The sequence below is a fragment of the Kineosporia rhizophila genome (assembly GCF_021277265.1).
GTDB lineage: Bacteria > Actinomycetota > Actinomycetes > Actinomycetales > Kineosporiaceae > Kineosporia > Kineosporia rhizophila.
In genome coordinates, this window is record NZ_JAJSOH010000005.1 from 216,407 (window position 1) to 236,589 (window position 20,183).

Consider the following 20,183-nt stretch of genomic DNA (forward strand, 5'->3'; position numbering starts at 1 on the left):
TCAGCGAGGGGTCGCGACTTGAACCGGATTGCAGTCTGCCTAGCAATGGCCACCCTGGCCTCAGCCCTGCTTGCCGGGTGCTCGGGCCAGGAGGACGAAGCGACGGATCCCATCACGCCGCCGCCGGCCACCCCATCGCCAACGACCACGGTGCCGGCGGGCGCCGAGGAAGCGCTCGCCGCTTACCAGGCCTTCCAGCAGTCACTGGCCGCTGCCCAGGCGAACCCGACTGCTGAGGGCGAAAAGGCCCCAGCTGATGCTGATGTCACTCAGTGGTCGTGGGATCCCCTGCAGGCTCAGATGGTTGCCTATGTTGCCGATTTGGCCGCCCAGGGTGCTCACTACGAGGGGACGCAACACCAGGGGCACCCACGGGTCGAAAGCGTCGACCTGGAGGCCGAATCATGGCCAACCGTGGTGATATCGGATTGCGCAATCGGTGGTGACTGGCATCCCGTTGCCGAAGATGGGACTCGGTTTCCAGAAGCAGGAGCAACGGCTACGCCGCCTCCTCCCTACCGGATAACTGTCACGATGATCGAATACCAAGGCCGCTGGGGAGCTTCCGAGCAGTCGGCGGATAGGTCGAGCACGTGTACGCCATGAAGCTGACTCCGTCAGGACACAGGACAGATGGCGTGTTCCCCGCAGCAAGACGCTTCTGGTCCTTGGCGATCATGCCGGTGCTGCTTGTCGGCCTAGCCGCTCCAGCGCTAGCAGGGACCACCCCTGGCGGGGATGAAAGCATCAGCGTGATTGGCGACCCCTCCATCGGCGCGTACGACACCACGATCACTCGGGATGGATCCACGGGCGATAGCGCTGTGGGAAAATCAGGTGGGGAAGGCACTTCGAGCCAAGGGGTCGATCGGATCGGTTCTCCAGCAGCCGACTCAGAACCAGAAATAGATGCGATTCCCGTCGATCCGCGGTTGAACTGCACCGTGGAACGGGCGAACCCTCAGCCGGCGAAGAGCGACGCTGTCTGGGAGGGAAACGACGACGGTGTGATCATGCTCCAGACCTGCCGGCACGTGGACGAGGGCTTCGTGGGTCTAGTCACCACGCTGTACTGGGCAGCGACTGAAGAAGAGACCCCACCCGAGGCACCGACAGTGACTCCCGAGCAGCTGGCTCAGGAGGCGTTGGCCCGGCTCCAGGTTCCGAAGCCGCAGTTCCACCGCTCGCCCCCGGAGACGGCGGAGTGGCGGGGAACTCCCTACACCTGGATCAGCATTCCGACATGGTTTTGGGTGACGACCTCATGGACGCCGCTTGAGGAAACGGCTCGACTTGGTTCCGTCTGGGCAACCGTCTCTGTGACCCCGGAGCGCTTGCTCGTGGATGGCGGGGACGGCGGGGAACCGACGCAGTGCGACGGTCCCGGGGTACCGCACCCGGAGTCCAGCTCGACCAGCGATCAGTCCCTGGCTGAGGTCGACGTCCCTGCGGACGCTTGCACGTACGTGTACTCGCAGGTCGCTGAGGGGGTGACGCCAGAGGTGACCATCGTTTGGTCTGCTTCTTGGCAGGGCTCCGGTGGAACGGGAGCGGATCTTCCGACCGCGATGACGACGGCGGTCGGCGATGCCATGGCCGTACTGCAAATCGAGACGGTGATCGAGTAGTGGACGAAGCGGGAGCTGGTTGGAGATGACGAGTTCGGCGTTCCGGACCCGACCACCAGTGAGCACTGCATCGGGGCAGCTGTCGTTGCCGACGAGGCAGTTCCGCCCGGGATTCGCCGCTCTCGGCCTCTTTCTGATTCTTGGGCTGGCGTTTTCGGGTGCCTGGCTCTATCAGCAGGCAGGCGCGAAGGTCGATGTGGTTCAAGTGGTGCGGCAGGTGGCGGTCGGGCAGCCACTGACCCGTGATGACCTGTCCACTGTGGCAGTTGCTGGCGACCTCACTGCGGTTGGTGCAGGCAACCTGGAGAGTGTGCTCGGCCAGACGGCGGCGGTGACGTTACTCCCGGGGACGTTGCTCCAGCGGGAAATGATCAGCGACGGCAGCACCGGACTGACGGCTGACCAGTCTCAGGTCGGCGTGGCCGTGTCCGGTGCACAGATGCCGGCGGATGGTCTGGTGCCGGGCGACACGGTGGAGGTGTACCGGCTTGCTGACGGCTCGGGTGAGGGCAGCACGCAGCTGCTGGTGCAGGCAGCAACGGTGACGGCGGCCAATCCGGATCCACAGAGCAATGGCGGAAGTCTGCTGACGTTGACCGTGCCACGGAACGTCGGTGGGGCGGTGGCCTCGGCCAGCGGAGCTGGGCAGATCGCTGTCGTCCGGATCAAGGCGCCGTCGTGATCGTGGCGGTGTGTTCGGACGGCGGTTCGCCCGGGGTTACGACGTTGGCGCTCCTTTTGTCCCTGCACTGGCAGGCCACGGTGCTGGAGGCGGATCCTTCGGGCGGTGATCTGCGGTTCCGGTTGCACCCTGCGGGTTCTCGTCAGGATTTCCTCGATGATCGCCCTGGTCTGATCGATCTCGCCGCTGCATCCCGGGCCGGTGGCGTGCCTGCTTCCGCCTCGGTGGCTGGGCTGATGTCGGGGGTGCCGTTACCGGGCCCGGTGCGTTCCGGGCTGCCGGGTGGGATAGGGGCCTACGCGCAGCAGTCGTCGTTGGGTGTGTCGGTGGTGAGCGCACCTACTCAAGCCGAGGAGTTCATGCCGATGGTGGGCCTTTGGCCGGCCATCGCGGGGCAGCTAGCGCTCGCGCCCGACCTGGTGGTGGCAGATCTGGGACGGTTACAGCCGGGACATGCTGCCTGGTCGTTGGCGCAGTCAGCCGAGGCGGTGATCGTGCTGTCCTGGCCCACGGTTGAAGGCCTACATCACCTGCGGGAGCGGGTCACGCAGCTGAGCGGAGCGCTCGGTGAAGGGCATGAGCGGACGCCAGTTGCGGCTGCGGTGTTGGCTTACCCCGGCGGGGGCGACCCCTCCCAGGATGTACGCGCCGTGCTGGGGGCCCGGGGACTGCCCGTCACCACGGTAGGCGCGGTGGCCGTGGACGTCCCTGCCGCGGATCGGCTGCGGGAAGGTGAGGTGACCGGTCGGCTCAGGCGTAGCTCGTTGTGGAGGTCCACCGCCGAGATCGGCGAGAACGTGATGGCCGGCTGGCCGAGCGTGGCCTCCCGTGTGGCTCGTGGGGAACTGTTGCGGCCCTTGGGCGGTGCTCTGGGGCGACAAGCGATAGGAGCCCGATTGCGGGGTGGTCGTGGCGATGGCTGAAGTCCCGTGGAACGAGGGCCGCCCGGATCACGCGCTGGTGCTGCACCTCCAGGAACAGGTCGCGGATGCTCTGACGCGCCAGCGGCAGCAACGTGCCGCTCGCGGGGAGCCTGAACTGAATGCCCAGGATCAGCGGCAGTTGTCGTTGTCGCTGACACGTAAAGCTATTCAGCAGCATGCGGCCGAGGAGATCTCCGCCGGCCGTGCTCCAGGCGACGCCGAGCACGATGCAGCGTTGATGGCTGCCGTGGATGCCGCGATCTGGGGAGCTGGGCAACTGCAGTCGCTCTTGGATGATCCGCTGGTCGAGAACATCGACATCAACGGCGACCAGACGTTCGTCACGTACGCCGATGCCCGGGGCACCCGCCAGGTCGGACCGATCGCTGCGAGCGACGATGAACTCATCGCTGCTGTGCGAACGCTGGGATCGCACGCCGGCGTGAACGCCAGACCATTCGACCTGGCCAACCCTGAGCTCGACCTGCGTCTGCCGGACGGATCCCGCTTGTCAGCGCTGATGGGAGCTACCGAACGTCCGCTGGTCTCGATCCGCCGCAATCGATACCCGCAGATCTTCCTCGACGAGCCGCCCGCCGGCTCCGGCATCACCAGGGGTGCTTCCACCCTGACCAATTTGGGGACGCTCACACCGCAAGCCGCAGCGTTCCTGAAGGCAGCCGTCCAGAGCAGAGCGAACATCATCGTGGCCGGCGCCACCGACGCAGGAAAGACCACCCTGCTACGCGCCCTGATCCACTGCATTCCTGCCAGCGAGCGACTGGTCACCGTCGAGCGCGCCTTGGAACTGGAGATAGGCCGCTATCGGCACCTGCACCCCAATGTTGCTGAGCTGGAGGAAGTTCTGCCTGCCGCCGATGGTTCAGGGGGCCTAGGGATCGGCGCCCTCGTGCGGCGTACTCGACGGATGAACCCGAGCCGAGTGATCGTCGGAGAGGTGATGGGCCCCGAAGTCGTCGACATGCTCTCAGCGATGAGCCAGGGCAATGACGGCTCCCTTTCCACGATCCATGCACGTTCTGCCATCGATGTTTTCGATCGGCTCGCCGTCTACGCGGCCCAGCACGGGGGCCTCCCGGTGAACGTCACCCACCAACTGGTCGGAGGCGCAGTCGACTTCGTGGTGTTCATCCGCAAGGTCGGACGCCAGCGCCGGGTAACGGAAATTGTCGAGGTCACCGGCACCAATGACGGACACGTCACCCGCAGCCGACTCTTCGATGCAGCGCCCGACGGGACTGCGGTACGCGACCCCGAAGTACCGATCATGCGAGCCAGTTCGCTGGCAACCGTCGGCTACGACGACGTTCAATGGAACACCGCGAATGCCGGTCCAAGGGCTGGCTGGCAGCAGATCGTTCCTCGTCTCGACACGATGCCGACGGCCATGCCCTTTCCTCCTGCGGGACGATCCTCCTACCCAGGAGCGACGTACGAAAGCGACGAGCACCTCAGTTCGTACGATTCGTCCAGCCGGACCAATGGTTTCAACCATTGGACGGATCGTGTAGACGGTACGGGACGACACTCGTGACCGTCGTGCAAGTCTTGGGTCTGACGGTGCCTGCCGCTGTAGTCGGCGGGCTCATGGGTGCCGGCCTGGGCGCTGGCTTACTGCTGGTGTTCTTTGGGCTGCGTGGAGCAACGGCTGATCCGACTCGTCCTCCAGGGCGTCTGGCACGGTTGATGAGCCAGGCCCGTACGCCGCAGGCCTCCGCACGAGGTGTGGCAGCCGTGGTGGCCGGGGCCGGAACCTTGTTGATCACTCGCTGGCCCGTCGCCGCCGTGGGAATCGCTGCGCTCGTGGTCTCCTGGCAGAGCTTGTTCGGTGGGTCCAGAGCTGAGCAAGCGGCCATCAACCGGCTTGAGGCGCTGGTGCTGTGGACGGAGTCCCTGCGCGACACCGTCGCCGCGCACGCGAGTTTGGAGCGGGTGATACCTGCCTCCACGCGGACTGCGCCGCCGCTGATGCAGGCGCCACTGACCCGATTGGCTGGGCAGTTGCACAGCCACATGCCCATGGACCGTGCCTTGCAGGGCCTGGCCAACGATTTGAACGATCCCAGCGCCGACCTGGTGATCGCGGCATTGATCTTGAACACCCGTCGCCGGGGCGACCAGTTGGCCGGCGTGCTGTCAGGTCTTGCCGAGTCCGCGCGGCAGGAACTGTCCACTCGCACCAGGATCTCGCAGGGACGTGCAGGGTTACGACGTGGCGTGCAGATCATGGTCGCCATCACCATTGCGTTCGCCGGCTACCTGGCCGTTTTCTCCCGTGAGTATGTCGAACCGTACGCCTCCGTCACCGGGCAGATCGTTCTCGTGGTCGTCCTCGGGATGTTCGGCGCCGGGTTCGCCTGGATGCGTCGGCTGGCGATGACGCCGGACACCGCGCGCTTCCTTGCGACCCCAGGAACGCAACCCAGCGACGAGGAAATCCGCTTGGTCGCCACCCTGACCCGTTCTCCACGCACCGAAGCGCTCCGCCTCATCGGCAGCGGCACCACAACACCGCCAGGCCCATCGCGTGCTCCGGACGATCGGCGCGGATCGTGATCGGGTTGGCCTCGATCGGGGCGATTCTCGGCGCGCTCATCTGGACGCTGGTCTGGGTCGTCGCGAGACCACGCCCCAGCGCTGTTGTCGTGCTGGGACGTTACGACGCGCGGCACCAGCGAACGCTCGGCCTGCCCGATCTCGACGGAATCGAGCGCCAGACGTCCTGGCAGGAGCGTCTGGGCAAGAGGCTCACCCTTGCCCTGAATGCTCGTGGAGTTCGGTTCACGACCTTGAGACAGGACATCGCTCTGACCGGCCGTGACATCGATGCGGTCATGGGCCGCAAGCTCGTCGCGTTCGCCGCCGGCCTGCTGTTGTCGGCCGCGGTCCTGGTGGGATTCTCTCGCTTGGGTCTGGCGCTGCCCGGCGATGCCGGCGTCATCGTGCCACTGGTCATCGCTGTTCTCTTCTTCTTCCTCCCAGACATCGAGGCTCGCTCCGAAGCCCAGGCCCGCCGCCGAGACTTCAAGAGAGCGCTGGGCGCCTACCTGGACCTGGTCCGGTTGGAGATGGCCGGTTCTGCCGCACCAGCCGAGGCGCTACCGAACGCGGCGAGGGTCGGGGCCGGATGGCCATTGGCCCTCATCCGGGACACCCTCTACCAGGCCACGACCGCCGGCCGCGATCAATGGGCCGCCTTGGCCGATCTCGGCGAGCGGATCGGCGTCGCGGAACTGCGGGACCTGGGCGGCCTGCTGCGGCTGGTAGGCCAGGACGGCGCACAGGTCCGCGACACCCTGGCCGCCCGTGCCGCGTCCATCCGTTCCCAGGAACTGGCCGAGGCCGAAGGCCAAGCCAGTGAGCGCGATCAGTCCATGTCGATGGCTCAGCTGCTGATCGGTTTCGGATTCATCGTCTTCATCGGCTACCCCGCCATCGCCGTCGTACTGCAACTCTAAAAATGGCACTAGTAAGGAAGAGTCACAGACTCGATCGCCAACTGCTATGGAAGGCAACGAAGGACATGGACTTCCGCGAGATGGATGCATGGACGAGCTACCTCAAGGCGAGGTGGCACCTGGTACGTGAGCACATCGAACGTGGCGACGATCGTGGCGACATCGTCCAGACAGCAATCATCATCGGCCTGTTCGCCGCGGCTGCGATCGCCATCGTAGCAATCCTGGTCGGGAAGGCCAGAGACACTGCGAACAGTGTTCAAACCCAGTAGCCGACGAGTCGATCACGGTCAATGCTGCGCACGCCACGATCGTCCGCTCGCTCGCCAAGCACAACAGAGACAACCTGATGCCGGCGGTGCACCAGGACGACGCTGCCCGCGGTGGACGCTGGCCAAGAGTCGGGACGACGGCGGGTACAGCGTGGTCGAGATGGCCATCGTTATGCCTGCCCTGTTCGCGGGGATCATGCTGGTCGTTCAGCTGGCCCTGGTGTGGCACGGCCGGCACGCTGCCGCGGAGGCGGCCGGGCGGGGCCTGGCCGCGGCGAGCGCCTACCAGGCCACCACGAATGACGGTCGCACAGCTGCCGATCGATACCTTCGGGATGTCGCTCCCAAGCTGCTGCGCGATCCTTCCGTCACGGTGACACGCACTGACATCGATGCCGAGGTGACCGTCACAGCGCATGTGCTGGGCGTGATTCCTGTCCTGGGGAATGTGACCGTCACACAGTCCGTGGCCGGGCCGGTGGAGCGGTTCGTCTCACCCGCCTAGCCGTGCAGGTCATCACTTGGCTCGCGCTGGACCGCCCGGAGAGGGGTGACATGGACGAGAGGCCAGACCGCTTCAGGGGTGACGCACCAGGTGACACCCTGCACGACCCCGGAGGTGGCGCCGGGGTGACGCGGTGGAGGACCGGTGGAGTACAGCCTTCTTTCGTGCCTGATCCTGTCTCGCCCCACGCGGGTGATCGCGGGGCCTTGGCGCTGGAACTGGCCATCTGCGCTCCGGTCGTCATCGTGATGCTCCTGGTCGTGGTCGCTCTTGGCCGTGTCACCCATGGACAACAACTGATCCAGGATGCGGCAGCGGCCAGCGCACGCGCGGCTTCCTTGGCTCCCACGGCAGCCGTCGCCGAACGTGAGGCCGTCACGGCCGCGAGCGCGTCACTGGCCGGCGCAGGCATGACCTGCATCGACGAGCAGGCTCAGGTCGACACCACGCAGTTCGTCGCTGGTGGTCAGGTCGAGGTCACCGTGACCTGTCACAGCAACCTCAGCCAGCTGAGCATGACGGGCCTACCTGGTCGCCTGAACTTGACGGCGACGTCACGGGCGCCAGTCGACCCACTGCGCCAGATCGGCACGCCATGACCGCCCGCCCGAAGCCGATCTCATCAACCGTCGATGAGTCTCGCCGTGACGCTGGAGCCGTCGCTATCACCTTGGCCGTGTGCATGGTGGCCCTGATCGCCTTGGCCGGCCTCGTGGTCGACGGGTCCCGGGCGATGCACGCCCAGAGTCAGGCACACGACCTGGCCGGTCAGGCCGCCCGAGCAGCGGCCGGCCAGCTTTCCGACACTTCGCTCCGGCAGGGCACGCCGTCTCAGGTCCGGGTCAACCCTTCCGCAGCAATCCGGGCAGCCCAGGACTTCTTAGACGTCGCCGGCGCCAGCGGCACCGTGAACGTGGGCGCCCGTGAGGTCACCGTCACCGCAACCGTTCCGGCCCGCACCGCCATTCTGTTGATCGTAGGAATCCGCGACGTCGACGGAACGTCAACCGCCACAGCCCTGATCCTGCACGGCACCACGGAGGGCACCCGATGACCGGCCCCCGCTCCCGCCGAGCCTCTCGTGCCGAGCCCGCTCATGGGGGCCATATGCCCCCGACTGCTCAACGGCAGCGCAGCCTGCCCCTGCGCTGGGTGGTGCGACTGGCCGCAGTGGGCGCTCTGCTCACTCTTGTGATCGGGGTTCCCTGGGGGCTATCGCTCACCGGTTCCCCGGTCGAAGGGCTCCAAGCGCTACGGGTCGGGGACGTTTCAGATACCGCCATCATTGCTGTCCTGCAATGCATTACCTGGGTGGCCTGGGCGCAGATCGCGTTGGCCATCGTCGTTGACCTGGTCTCCGTCTTGATCCGAGTACCCATGCCCACCCGCGTTCCTGGTGTCCTGGGCGGACAGCAGCGACTGGCCCGCGCCTTGGTCGGAGCGCTCATTCTGGCCGCCCCCTTGAGCGGCCCTCTGGCCGCCCAGGCTGCCCCCGTCTCGGCTAGCGCACCCATCAGCCAAACATTCACCCCACAGCCGCTTTCGGATCTGCACGTTACGGCCAAGGGACATCAGGCAGGCGGTTCCCAGGACTCGATACGCCAGAAGGAACCGCAGTTTTCGGTCACCATCACGGATCGCGGTTCTCAAACACTCTGGGATCTGGCCGAGGAACATTTGGGCGATGGGCAGCGCTGGCGCGAGATCTGGGCCCTCAACCGCGGAGCTGTGCAGGCCGACGGGACCACGATGCACAACCCCGACCTACTCAAAGTCGGCTGGGAAATCATCGTTCCAGGAACTGGAGAAGAGTCAGGTCCAGCCGATGAGCGCCACGTCGATGTGGAAGCTGGCCAGACCTTGTCCTCGATCGCGGCCGAGACCGGTACCAGCTGGCAGGCGCTGTGGGAGGCCAACCAGGGCACGCGACAGAACGATGGACGTACCTTCAGCGATCCCGACCTCATCCAGCCCGGCTGGAGCCTGAGCGTCCCCACCACTCCCGAAGCCCCAGCGGACGATCAGTTACCGGGCGTTCCCAGCGAGACCGACAAGCCCGACACCCCTTCGAAGCCAGCCGCCGAGCCATCGCCATCAGCCACGTCACCGGCTCCCGATCGCTCGCTTACGCCCTCGACATCTACGACGAGCCCATCACCGACAGGCGAACCCTCACCTTCAGCTGCGACGGATGCTCCAACCTCCGAAGGGCCCACATCCGCTGCGTCACCATCGGTCTCCGGGTCGGCAGATCAACCGACTTCTGCCGGTGCAGTTCCCTCGTCAGCAGCGAGTTCCGTCACCACAGCCTCCCCGACGTCTACTCGCTCAGGGCCAGATTCCACGCCCAGGAGCAGCGGTTCCATCGAGGAAGAAGACGCAGGAGACTCGGCCTGGACGTGGTTGGCGCCAGGCGCCGGACTCCTGGCCGGTCTGACCGTCCTGGCGGTACGGCGGCAGCGACGACGCCAGCTGCGTCACCGCCGCCCCGGAAGGATGATCCGCGCCACGCCACCTGAACTGATCAGCACCGAGAAAGCGCTCAAGGCCGGCGGTGACCCCCACGTTCCTGATGTCCAGTGGATCGACGAAGCCCTGAGGGACCTGTCCGAGCAGCTCACACGCCAAGCCCAACCGCTCCCCGATCTGCTGGCCGCAACTATCACGGACAGCACTCTGGAACTGCTCATCGCCCCGAGCCATCCCTCCGCAGCCGAAGCAGCACCCGAGGCCACATCCCCGCCAGCCGCGCCGCAGCCACCGCTGCCCTGGCAGACCGACCCTGGCACCCATCGCTGGCGACTGCACCGCACCCACCTTGACCAACATCTCCAGGATCCTGCTGAACCCGGACCCCTCCGTGAACCAGACGCAGGCCTTCGAGCTAGATCCACCGCGCCTCCATTCCCCGCGCTGGTGGGGGTAGGACATGAGGAGGGCCAATACGTCCTGGTGGACCTGGAGCACGCCGCCGTGACCCACCTGATCGGCGACCCGGAGGCCGCGACGGGGCTGGCCCGGTTCATGGCCGCGGAACTGGCGAACAACACGTGGTCCGAACAGCTTCGAGCCAGCATCTCGGGGATCGGTAGCGGGGTCGTCAGCATCAATCCTGATCGACTGCAACACATTCCAGACCCGTCAACGGCCGTCACTGAGCTTCATCGCGATCTGCGAGAGCACACCGATGTCCTGGACGAGCTTGGCCTCAGCAACTCCTTGAACGGCCGGCAGGACGAGCGCAACGGCGATGCCTGGATGCCACAGATCGCCATGCTGACGCCCCTCAGCCCAGCTCTCCCGGGAGCGGCCCCTTTATGGCCACCGACCGTTCACGCCCTCATCCACGCTTTGAAGCAGCGACGCCGGACCGGCATCTCCCTGGTTCTCGTCGGCGACGACGCGCCCGAACACGCCGCTGACCTCCACGAGCACAGCAGCGACTGGTGGTTGCACGTGGACTCCGCCGGCCGTCTGAGCATTCCGGCTCTCGGCATCACTGCTCAGGCCCACCACCTCAGCGACATCGAAGCCGCTCGCATCGGCGAACTGCTGGCCAGCACCGATCGCCTGGACGACGTCCCGATGCCGGACAGCAGAGGTGACCAACCCTGGGACCTCATCTCCGACGTCTCGGGAGGTCTGCGACCTGGACTGCATACCGTCACCGACGCTCTGGGCCACCGCATCCCCCTACAGATCATTCCCACCCAGGCCGCACAGGACCCCACCAGCCTGGGACTGCAACCGTTCCCCGATCTGCAGGATCTGCCGACTGCGGCCAGCCCGGATGAGCACGCTACGCCGCAATCGGAGCGGGTATCCGGCTCGCACGACGATGCCGAAGCAGCAGAACCGTTCATCCCGGACCTGAGCGGCGGGTCGAGCTTCGAGGAGTCCGTGAGGGGAACGTTTCTCGACGCCGATGCTCAAGCTGCGGCTTCGCCTGCCCCAGAAGGGGACACCGCAGCTGGCGGCGGACTCGTGCCCTTCCTGCCCGCTACATCTCGACCCGAGTCCGAGCCCTCTGAAGAGCCATTCAGTCCAGGACCGCCCGGCCCGGGGCCGGCGGCAGCAGACCCTGAGGTCAGAACGGTTGTTCTGCCTGCCAGCCCTGAGCTGCTCGCTGTGACCGCAACCACCGCCGGCGACATCCAGAGGCTTTCCCCATCCGTTGCGGCTCCGGCCAGGCAAAGGGTCGAGAACGCCGACCCCGACTTGGACGCCGATCTGGAGGCTTGGCACGGAAGCACCCTGCGGCCCCGGCTGGCGATCCTTGGCCCGATTCAGGTACGAGCCAGCGGCCAGCCACTAGCCAAGCGCGTCGCCTGGCACACCGAAGTCCTCTGCTACCTGACCGCGCACCCCCGGGGCGTCACCGGCGAGCAGATGGAAACCGACCTCTGGCCGCACGATCTCGGCTCGTCCACCTCCCGGCTGCGCAACGCGCTCTACCTGCTCCGTGGCTGGCTCGGCCGCGACCAGGACGGCGAGCTGTTCCTGCCCCACGCCACGCCGGCCGTCGCCGGTGGCCCCGGCCTGTACCGGGTGCACGGGCTGCTGAGCGATGCCGAACTCTTCCGACGGCTCAGGCTCCGCGGCGTGGCCCGCGGCGCCCCAGGGCTCTCGGACCTTGAGCGCGCCCTCACCTTGGTGACTGGGGTCCCGTTCGAGCACCGGCGTCCGGGAGGCTACTCGTGGCTGAGCGATATCCCGCTCGACCACGAATTCTCCGCGATGATCATCGACACCGCGCACCTCGTCGCTACCGCCCACATCTCCGCCAACCGCCCCGCGGATGCCATCCGCGCAGCTCAGACCGCACTGAAGGCCGACCACAACAGCGACATCGCCCTCCTGGATCTCGTAGCAGCCTGCGACCAGCTCGGCCTGCGGGCCGAGGCCGACAGCTGGGTCACCCGGCTCCTGCAAGCCCATGACGCCGAGGTCGAGGAGGACCTCCCTCCGCGCACCGCCGAGATTCTGCACCGCCGTCGACTTGGGCAGGTCAGCTGATGCCCAGACCGGACTACATCCGCTTGTTTAGCAAAATAAACAAGCAATTGAGTTGTTTATTAGGTCCGGTCTGCCCTAGCTTGCTGACGTGGAGAACAGTCGTTCGCCCCAACCGCCTCGGACGGGATCGGTGCGCCATGTCCCGGATCGAGTTCCCTCCCGTACGGGGCCCCCATCCAAGGTCCGCTCGACCCGGACGAAGGAGCCAGTCCATGAAATCCGCCGCCGCCGTAAGAGCACTCGGCGCTGGAACCTGGCCGCCCGGATCCGTGGTTGGGTCTTCGCCGATACGCCAGCCCGCTGGCAATGGCGGTGGCCGGTGACTCTGGCCGAGACCTCAACCGCAAGCCACCCCACGAGCCCGGACGCCAGCACAGAGGACAAGATCGCGCGCCGTCAATGGCTGCGCAGCCTGGATGAGCTTCCGGGTCAGCCCGACCATCTCGCCATCGTTTCCGGACTCCCTACCGCGACCGCCCGGATCCAGTACATCTGCGAACTCCTGCTGAAAGCCTCGCCAGACAGCGTGGTCGACGCGGCCGACGTCCGCGAGAAACTCCTGGACTACCAGGTGGATCCGTTCCCGGCCCGCGAAACCATCAGCCGAACCGTCGCCAAGTGGAAGCGCGACCGGGACCAGCCGCCATCAGCGGCGACCAGCCCAGCCGACACCGAGTCAGAACCGGCCAAGCCGACGCTGCCCGAACGTGCCAGGACAGCAGAACCAGTCCAAGATCCCAGCCACGACCACGCGGCCGGTTTCGACGCTCCCTTCTCGGAGGCACGCCGGAACAGCGCAACCTCTCCAGCCAGCTCCACCCCTGAGGCTGCTGGCGCCACGGAACCAGACCCTGAGCCGAGAGAGGCGACTCTTCAGTCGAGACCAGGCGATTCGGCCAGCCACGATCAGAGCACACCGCAAGCGAAGCCCCCCTCGCAGGACTCCTCGTCCCAGGACACTCGTAGCTCAGTCGCCCCGGACCGTCCGTCCACTCCCGAGGCCATCACCGTCAACCGCCGCCAGAAGGCCATGGTGGTCCGCACCATCGGCTACGGGATTCTCGCTGTCGTCGCCGCAGCTGGGGCAATCCTCAGCTACGAGAGCTTGCGGCAGAAGGCAGCTCAGATCTTCGGATACCCCCTGGCCTATGGGTTTCCGGTTGCTGTCGACCTGCTCATCGTTGGCGCGTCCCTGGCCTACTTGGGGGGTGCCATGATCGGCCACGGACGCCCCGGCTGGAGACTGACCGCCCACGCGGGCGTGGCAGCCACCATCACCCTGAACGCGCTGGCCGCCGACAGCTGGGCAGGAGTGCCCTGGCACGTTGCTGGACCAGCCGTCTGGTCGATCCTCGTCGAGCTGATCGCCCGCGATCTCCTGGGCGATCACATCGCCGCCACGCAGCAAACCTTCAGCAAGATCCCCCTTGCCCTCTGGCTCACCGCGCCCAGGGAATCCGCCGCCACCTGGCTACGCCTACGCAGGCAAGCAGCCCACGCCGCCACTCGCGCCCACGTCGGCGAACACGACGCCGCACTGGAACTCCTACGCATGGCCATCCCGGGACGCCAGGGCCGCCGCACCAGGAAAGTCATCGCCCGGCAACTCCGCGCCGGCAGCGTCACCCCGCAAGCCGTCGTTGACCGGGCCAGCGCCATCCTGGCCGACAAACCGGCCGACTCACCCGAGGGCGTCCGCCGCGACGTCCTGACCTCCGCCGTCACGCCGATCACCGCACCTTCCTGACCCGCTCTACGGGCCAGCCGCGCTCGACCTTCCGCTATGACCCGCAACATCCCTGGGCACCCAGGGATGTTGTTAGGGTCGGAGGAACCCGGCACCCGGGAAGAAGCGGATGGAGCGCCGTTGTCGTCAAGCAGCCTGAGCGAGCGCCAGGCCGAGGTCGCCCGCACCCTCAGCCGCTTGCATGCAGACGGCGACCACACCGCGCTCAACGCCTACTGCGCCGTCCTGAACCAGCACGGTTGGATGCAACCGACCATTGCTGAAGCGCTTCAGACCAGCCAGCAGAACGTCGCCCAGAAGGTCCGCCGAGGACGAGCCTGGCTCGCCCAGTACGAACCCACCTTCGAACAGCTCTACCCGCGACTGCCCGTCACACGGGGGCCAGGCAGGGCCGCCACCCCCCGCAAGGTCGAGGGCAAGGCCGCCGCACTCAATCTGGAAGAGCTTCGGCGTGATGCTTCCGAACGTGTGGATGCCGAGCTGCGCGCGGTCGTGGCCAAGGCCGGCGCGGACGCCCACGAGGCCATTCTCATTCACGCCACGCACCTGATGAGAGAAGCCGAGGCCGCCAAGGAGCACGCCGCCGCGGAGCGCGCGACGACGGCCTGGTCGCTCATCTGCTACGAAGGCCGCACCGGAATCGCCGAGGCCGGCCACTGGCCACCCTCGCAGTTCACCCGGGCACGCAACGAGGCGTTGGGGCTCACCTCTAAGGAATTCGGCCAGCTCGACACCCGGCAACTAGCCGCTCTCGCTCGGGAGCGCGGCATCCAGCCTCAAGACGACGCCGATCGACTGTTCAACGAAGCAACTCGACGAACAGTTGCGGCAGCGAGCACGATCCGGTGTGCACGGGAACACCGTGACCAAGCGATCCTGGCCCTAGCCGGCAGCACTGGTGGCAGAAATATCGGCATCGCGCGTATTGCTCAGCTAGCAGGGCTCACTCCCGGTGCGGTGACACAGATCATCAACCGCAAACGTTCCTAAGAGCGTGTCTCATTAGGAATGGAACGCCCGGTTCGGCATGATCGGGTTCTGTGGATGAACTGTCTCGCCGGCTGGTCCCGGATGAGTTGTGGGCGATCGTGGAGTCGTTGATTCCGGAGGCGCCGACGCGTCCACAAGGTGGCGGCCGGCCTCGGGTGGAGGACCGAGCGATGTTCACGGCAATCGTGTTCGTGCTGACCAGCGGTGTTGCCTGGCGGTACCTTCCGCCGTCGTTCGGGGTCAAGTATCAGACGGCGCATCGCCGTTTCAGCGAGTGGACGGCTGCCGGGTTATGGCCACGGATCCACAGGGCCGTGCTGGACGAGCTCGGAGCGGCCGGTGAGATCGACTGGTCCCGCGCTGTGGTGGATGCCGCGAGCGTGCGGGCTAAAAGGGGGATCTCTGACCGGCCCGAGCCCGGTCGACCGGGGCAAGCCCGGCTCGAAGATCCACGCCTTATCCGACCGCAATGGCCTGCCCCTGGCGGTGGCCGTCAGCGCCGCGAACACCAATGACAACCAAGCCCTTAAGCCCCTGGTCCGGGCGGTTCCTGCGATCAGGTCCCGCCGAGGCCCTCGCCGACGCAAGCCGACCAAGCTGCATGCCGACAAGGCCTACGACTCCGCCGAGACCCGCTCCTGGCTGCGCCAACGCGGGATCGTCCCCCGCATCGCCCGCAAGGGTATCGAGTCCAAAGAACGCCTCGGCCGCGTCCGATGGGTCATCGAGCGAACCATGGCCTGGTTCACTGACTATCGCCGCCTGACCATCCGCTACGAACGCAAGTCCTCGCACTTCGCAGCCTTTCTCACCCTCGCAGCAGCCATCACCTGCTTCAAGAAAATTTCCAAATGAGACAAGCTCTAAGAGATAGCCCCTATGTCACGCTCCAAGGTGCGGACAGCGCGCGAAATGTGTTGACCAAACTTTCTACCCACTTCGGCATCGGACATCTTCTCAACATCCGATTCTTCGAAGATCGCTACTAGATGCTCCCGCATTTCACGCGGACCGAACGAATCAAAATCTGGCACATACCCACGATGCCTGCCATCGGGATGTTGAATAGACCAGTAGGCGCGCATAAATGTCTTGGGGGCAAAGCTTCTCGGAGCTCCAAACCTTCGCGCGAACCCCTGGACAGTTGCATCGAGTTTCTTCAGCAAGACCAAATCGTTCATCTGGCGGAAGTAGTGAAGCCACCCCCAAGCGGCGCCGTTATGCACCGCACCAGTGACAACTAGATTTACGTACCACTGGCACTGGGCAATCTCAGACTTGGACCAAGATCCTCGTTTAGTGGCCGCCTTGTGACGTGTGAAGGCTCTCGCCAGTGCGGATTCGACGCCAAGAATACTAGACGGCCGCACCGAGATTTTGTCGCCATCAAAAACATAGCCAAGATAGCCAAAGCTTGACTTCAAAGGGCCAATGCTTGACTTGGAACTGGAGTCCTTCATTTCATGGAGCTGAAGGCCGCGTCCGCTGAATGCGCTCGTTGCCTCGGCGGCAATCCCGCTAGCATCCTCTCCACTACACAGAATGGCGACGTCATCGACGAAGCGGTAGTAATCACACCTATCATCTTCTTCGAAGGTGCGGTCGATAGGGCTCACGACCAGTTCGGCTAGGACGTTGGAGATGGACAATCCCTGGGGGACGCCCAAGTTGTTGGGCGGACGGCGCTTCATTCGGTCAGGCACGGTGGGCGTCTGGATTGCGTCGATGAACAAAGCTTCTATCACTGGCTCGCCCACCCTTCGGCGGATCGCCTTCCGGACAAGCTCATGTGAGATTGAAGGGTAGAAATCGCGAATGTCGAGCCGAACGTATGTATCGAATCTTCCAGCCCCGATTGCTTCCGCTAGTTCCCTGACCTTCACTTGAGGAATAATCCCGGCAGCGTAGGGATAGAGCTCCATGAGAAATTCCGTCATGGCTCTGAGTGCAATTCGATCACGCGCCGTCGGAATCGAAATTACGCGCGGGTTGCGGTCGGCACCCTTGAGTTGCAGGTTCTCGCGGTACTGGGTAAAGCGATACTTGCCCGCGCGCATTTTCTGTGACATAGCCTGGCAGGTCAGTTCGATGTCGGCACGCAACGCTTCGGGTGGCGTACCATCCCGCCCCCTCGCGCCACCCTTGGAAACGCGCGTCTCATATATGCCTACTAAATGATCCACCTCAGTGAACCTGTGAAAAATCGACAGCGGGGATTCGCTAGCCATCGATTAGCCAAGCAGCGATTGGCCACATGAGCAGCACTGGAATTATCAATGTAATCCACGGGAAAGAGCTGCACGCCGTGTCGGGCAGAACCTTCCACCACCGACAGTTCTCTGAGCGCTTAAAATCAGCTGTCGTGTGATTCTCGGAATTCTCCAGCGCGACTTCATAGGCATGACAGAGTTCGCGATAGCGCCGCGCGTCGGAGTCTGCCTTGTCGGCGAAGAAACTTTCCGCCTGTAGGGAGATCTGCTGGATCCGCTTGTAGCTCGCCCTCATAGATTCAGCTCTGCCACCGTAGTTCATGTTCGATACCACAAGCGAAGCGACCAGTGTAAGAATGGAAATTATGGCCAGCAGGGCGTCTCCTTGGTGCCCATACATGTCCCTTTTGAAAAGTATCCCAATGGACGCTAAAGCTGTCGACGTCGACAAAGCAATCATCGATGCGTTCCAAGCACCACTGCGAGCAGCCAGTCTTTCACTCGCCCGAAGTCTGGCTTGATATGTTTTAAAGCTGCGTTTTTCCAGCAGCTTCACCAGTCGCGCTAGCTCGATCTCATCGCTGGGGTCGACGGTCCGGGGAAGGGCGGACGATCCGGTCACTGACCTTTTAGGGCCACGGAACAACATCAATCACCGCCTGATATCCAGGCAGCCTCAGCAAATGCGAACGAAACATCGCAACCTATCAGTACTGCCCAAGCATCTCGTGTCTGAGCAAGCGACCGGACCGCGCAAGCAGGCTAGCACCGGTAGACCTTTCGCGTACCTGGTTCAACATCCAGGACTGGGGCAAGAATGCGAAGCGTGCCACCACGCCCAAACTGACCCGGGTTATCTCGTTGGATCCAGGGCAGGGCTACGCCTCCGAGGCATCCTCTTGACCAGCGCCGACCGGGTGATGGCGCGCAGCGGTGATGATTCGTGCCCAAGTGCCCGGAGCACCCCCATGTTCGTCGGCGAGCCGCTTGGCAAGCCGTCCTCGTTCATCCGCCGAAGCACTGGAGAGCGCATCTTGGGCCAGGGCAAGCCGCGGATCGGCCTGGTATGGATGCGACCGCGAAACAACCGGACCACTCGGCCGGCCACCGCCGGGGTGTCGACGGCCGAGGTAGTCACGCGCGTAGTCCCACGCTTGCTGGCGGGTGTAGCGCCGACGGAACCGGCCTGACGGCAGTTCCTCGGCGATGACCGGTTCCGGCCACCCGGCCGGCGGGCGGCGCGCATAGGTCGTGGCCGTGTTCGGCGGGATCCCCAGGACCCGGGCGAACTCCGCGAGCGTGAGCTGATCATCGGGCCGTCCACTGCGGTCGACCCGCGATCGACGCGCATCGTCAGCACCCTGTTCGTAGTGACGAAACCAGCGAACGTACTCATCGGCGTCCCAATACTGGACGTTACCGATCTTCTTGCGCAGCAACGGGTGGCCGTTGGCGTCCCGCTCGTCCCACAGACGCGCGAGCGTGGACCTGCTCCGGGCGACCAGCTCGGTCAGGGTGTCGATGGCCGCCAGCCCCGTGGTGTCGATCCAATCCGCATACCAGGTGTCCCATTCGTGGGTGTCCCAGGCCAGCGAACGTCCGACCTTCCCCACGGCCTCCGGATGTCCGGTCTCGGCGCGTTCCCGGTACCAGGTCTCAAGGCTGGACAGGCTTACCCCATGGAGAGCGACGAGATCGGCCCGGGTGTACACCGGGCGACCGGCCAACTCGCTCATCCAACCCAACCCTCGTCCGCTGGCACCTCGTGTGCGATCGGCGGGGCGGCCGGGAGGTGGTTCTTAGCGGTCCCGGCCACCCCTTGGCGCCGTTGGTCCCCGGGATCCGGAAGGGAATCCACAGTTGTCGACGCCAGCGCCCATCGTAATGGGCGCCCCCATCGGCCCGTCCGAGCCGCGTCCAACCCTCACGTCCTGTAGGCCGCAGCCCTCCACGAAGACCCTGCCTTGAACTGAAGGGATCAGCGCAGACAGCAAGGGGTGCGCGGTCCCCGGGTGGGGCCGCGCACCTGCGACGAACGGGTGCCTGTCAGGTGGTGAGGGTGCGGTGGTGCTCGGCAAGGCGAGCCGCCCAGACCGAGGCAGGCAGGGCCTCTTCTCCCCAAGACGAGACGATCAGCGTTCCTTCGCCTTCCTGTTCCTCTTTTTCGGTGGCGAAGTACTCGATCCCGCCGTTGAGGCCTCCGTTCGCCTCTCGGCTTTCCTGCATCCCCCGGTAGCGGGGGTAGTCCTGCTCGCGGCTGACATCCACGGCGATCTCGAAGACGATGTTGCCGCTACCGCCGTGCTCCAGTTCGGGCACCAGCCCGGTCAGGTTGGTGATGGCCTTGAAGAGGTCGCGATGCTCGGTCCGGGCTCGGTCCCACCCTCGGGCGGCCCGGTGCCGGGGGCAGACATCTGGGTCCACGGCGGGCTGCGACGTCGGGTAGAACTCGTGAGGACCGAACCGGCAGGTGGCGCTCGGCGCAGGCGCTGTGGCGGCTTTGCCCACTTCGACGCGCTCGACCTTCGCTCCCGGCGCCAGTTCGAGATCCAGCCCCATGATCGTCGCGCTCAGGGTGAACATGAGCTGCCCAACGTCGATCTCGTCCTGAACGAGCACGACGGGGGTGACGGGCAGGGTGACACGCTGCATGTATCTTCCTCCGTTTGTCTGTGCGCCGGGCCGCCGTCGGACACCTTGTGGTGGACGGGCGGCCCAGCCATCGAGCGAC

Annotated in this window: 19 protein-coding genes; 15 read left to right on the forward strand and 4 right to left on the reverse strand. The window is 65.3% G+C overall.

Going from position 1 to position 20,183, the window contains the following annotated elements; all coding sequences use genetic code 11:
• The first annotated feature begins 45 nt into the window (after positions 1–45).
• From LWF15_RS11115 to LWF15_RS11185, 15 genes are all read left to right on the forward strand, one after another.
• Positions 46–606, forward strand: a complete 561-nt coding sequence (locus LWF15_RS11115; protein WP_232810361.1) for a hypothetical protein — start codon at positions 46–48, stop codon at positions 604–606.
• A 62-nt stretch (positions 607–668) separates the two neighbouring features.
• Complete coding sequence (locus LWF15_RS11120) at positions 669–1,628, forward strand: hypothetical protein (protein WP_232810362.1); 960 nt, start codon at positions 669–671, stop codon at positions 1,626–1,628.
• A 25-nt stretch (positions 1,629–1,653) separates the two neighbouring features.
• Positions 1,654–2,310, forward strand: coding sequence for an SAF domain-containing protein (locus LWF15_RS11125; RefSeq protein WP_232810363.1), 657 nt, complete (start codon positions 1,654–1,656; stop codon positions 2,308–2,310).
• Entirely contained in the window at positions 2,307–3,233 is a 927-nt protein-coding gene (locus LWF15_RS11130) for a hypothetical protein (RefSeq protein ID WP_232810364.1), read from the forward strand. The genes LWF15_RS11125 and LWF15_RS11130 overlap by 4 nt, the downstream gene beginning before the upstream one ends.
• The gene (locus LWF15_RS11135; RefSeq protein WP_232810365.1) at positions 3,226–4,788 is read left to right on the forward strand and encodes a CpaF family protein; all 1,563 of its coding nucleotides are present in this window, start codon (positions 3,226–3,228) and stop codon (positions 4,786–4,788) included. Before LWF15_RS11130 ends, LWF15_RS11135 begins: the two co-directional genes overlap by 8 nt.
• Positions 4,785–5,810, forward strand: a complete 1,026-nt coding sequence (locus LWF15_RS11140) for a type II secretion system F family protein (RefSeq protein ID WP_232810366.1) — start codon at positions 4,785–4,787, stop codon at positions 5,808–5,810. The genes LWF15_RS11135 and LWF15_RS11140 overlap by 4 nt, the downstream gene beginning before the upstream one ends.
• A gap of 5 nt (positions 5,811–5,815) precedes the next feature.
• Entirely contained in the window at positions 5,816–6,712 is an 897-nt protein-coding gene (locus LWF15_RS11145) for a hypothetical protein (protein WP_232810367.1), read from the forward strand.
• 65 nt (positions 6,713–6,777) lie between these two features.
• Positions 6,778–6,984: a hypothetical protein gene (locus LWF15_RS11150; protein ID WP_232810368.1), complete on the forward strand. Its 207-nt coding sequence runs from the start codon at positions 6,778–6,780 to the stop codon at positions 6,982–6,984.
• Positions 6,985–7,135: 151 nt separating this feature from the next.
• Positions 7,136–7,489 carry a TadE family protein gene (locus LWF15_RS11155; RefSeq protein WP_332879888.1) on the forward strand — a complete coding sequence of 118 codons (354 nt, stop codon included), beginning with the start codon at positions 7,136–7,138 and terminating at the stop codon, positions 7,487–7,489.
• 164 nt (positions 7,490–7,653) lie between these two features.
• The gene (locus LWF15_RS11160; RefSeq protein WP_232810369.1) at positions 7,654–8,088 is read left to right on the forward strand and encodes a TadE/TadG family type IV pilus assembly protein; all 435 of its coding nucleotides are present in this window, start codon (positions 7,654–7,656) and stop codon (positions 8,086–8,088) included.
• Positions 8,085–8,543 carry a pilus assembly protein TadG-related protein gene (locus LWF15_RS11165; RefSeq protein WP_232810370.1) on the forward strand — a complete coding sequence of 153 codons (459 nt, stop codon included), beginning with the start codon at positions 8,085–8,087 and terminating at the stop codon, positions 8,541–8,543. The genes LWF15_RS11160 and LWF15_RS11165 overlap by 4 nt, the downstream gene beginning before the upstream one ends.
• Before the next feature lie 116 nt (positions 8,544–8,659).
• A complete protein-coding gene (locus LWF15_RS11170) occupies positions 8,660–12,505 on the forward strand; it encodes a LysM peptidoglycan-binding domain-containing protein (RefSeq protein ID WP_232810371.1) in 3,846 nt (1,281 codons plus the stop codon).
• A gap of 319 nt (positions 12,506–12,824) precedes the next feature.
• Positions 12,825–14,252 carry a DUF2637 domain-containing protein gene (locus LWF15_RS11175; RefSeq protein WP_232810372.1) on the forward strand — a complete coding sequence of 476 codons (1,428 nt, stop codon included), beginning with the start codon at positions 12,825–12,827 and terminating at the stop codon, positions 14,250–14,252.
• Positions 14,253–14,288: 36 nt separating this feature from the next.
• Positions 14,289–15,242 (forward strand): hypothetical protein, encoded by a 954-nt coding sequence (locus tag LWF15_RS11180; RefSeq protein ID WP_232810373.1) that lies wholly within the window; start codon positions 14,289–14,291, stop codon positions 15,240–15,242.
• Between the two features lie 59 nt (positions 15,243–15,301).
• A protein-coding gene (locus LWF15_RS11185) for an IS5 family transposase (protein ID WP_232810444.1) occupies positions 15,302–16,097 on the forward strand; the annotation gives its coding sequence in 2 pieces (ribosomal slippage) (positions 15,302–15,633 and positions 15,632–16,097; 798 coding nt in all).
• Between the two features lie 8 nt (positions 16,098–16,105).
• Here LWF15_RS11185 and LWF15_RS11190 read toward each other — a convergent pair.
• From LWF15_RS11190 to LWF15_RS11205, 4 genes are all read right to left on the reverse strand, one after another.
• Positions 16,106–17,425 (reverse strand): RNA-directed DNA polymerase, encoded by a 1,320-nt coding sequence (locus LWF15_RS11190; RefSeq protein ID WP_232810374.1) that lies wholly within the window; start codon positions 17,423–17,425, stop codon positions 16,106–16,108.
• A 37-nt stretch (positions 17,426–17,462) separates the two neighbouring features.
• Positions 17,463–18,008, reverse strand: a complete 546-nt coding sequence (locus LWF15_RS11195) for an SLATT domain-containing protein (protein ID WP_232810375.1) — start codon at positions 18,006–18,008, stop codon at positions 17,463–17,465.
• Positions 18,009–18,330: 322 nt separating this feature from the next.
• A complete protein-coding gene (locus LWF15_RS11200) occupies positions 18,331–19,188 on the reverse strand; it encodes a hypothetical protein (RefSeq protein ID WP_232810376.1) in 858 nt (285 codons plus the stop codon).
• A 310-nt stretch (positions 19,189–19,498) separates the two neighbouring features.
• Positions 19,499–20,104, reverse strand: a complete 606-nt coding sequence (locus LWF15_RS11205; protein WP_232810377.1) for a hypothetical protein — start codon at positions 20,102–20,104, stop codon at positions 19,499–19,501.
• Positions 20,105–20,183 lie beyond the last annotated feature (79 nt).

What these genes read in the sequence shown, in the direction of transcription:
- LWF15_RS11150 (WP_232810368.1), top strand. Translation starts at nt 6,778, where the DNA reads ATGGACTTCCGCGAGATGGATGCATGGACGAGCTACCTCAAGGCGAGG.
- LWF15_RS11205 (WP_232810377.1), bottom strand. Translation starts at nt 20,104, where the DNA reads ATGCAGCGTGTCACCCTGCCCGTCACCCCCGTCGTGCTCGTTCAGGAC.
- LWF15_RS11165 (WP_232810370.1), top strand. Translation starts at nt 8,085, where the DNA reads ATGACCGCCCGCCCGAAGCCGATCTCATCAACCGTCGATGAGTCTCGC.
- LWF15_RS11115 (WP_232810361.1), top strand. Translation starts at nt 46, where the DNA reads ATGGCCACCCTGGCCTCAGCCCTGCTTGCCGGGTGCTCGGGCCAGGAG.
- LWF15_RS11125 (WP_232810363.1), top strand. Translation starts at nt 1,654, where the DNA reads ATGACGAGTTCGGCGTTCCGGACCCGACCACCAGTGAGCACTGCATCG.
- LWF15_RS11180 (WP_232810373.1), top strand. Translation starts at nt 14,289, where the DNA reads ATGACCCGCAACATCCCTGGGCACCCAGGGATGTTGTTAGGGTCGGAG.
- LWF15_RS11135 (WP_232810365.1), top strand. Translation starts at nt 3,226, where the DNA reads ATGGCTGAAGTCCCGTGGAACGAGGGCCGCCCGGATCACGCGCTGGTG.
- LWF15_RS11200 (WP_232810376.1), bottom strand. Translation starts at nt 19,188, where the DNA reads ATGAGCGAGTTGGCCGGTCGCCCGGTGTACACCCGGGCCGATCTCGTC.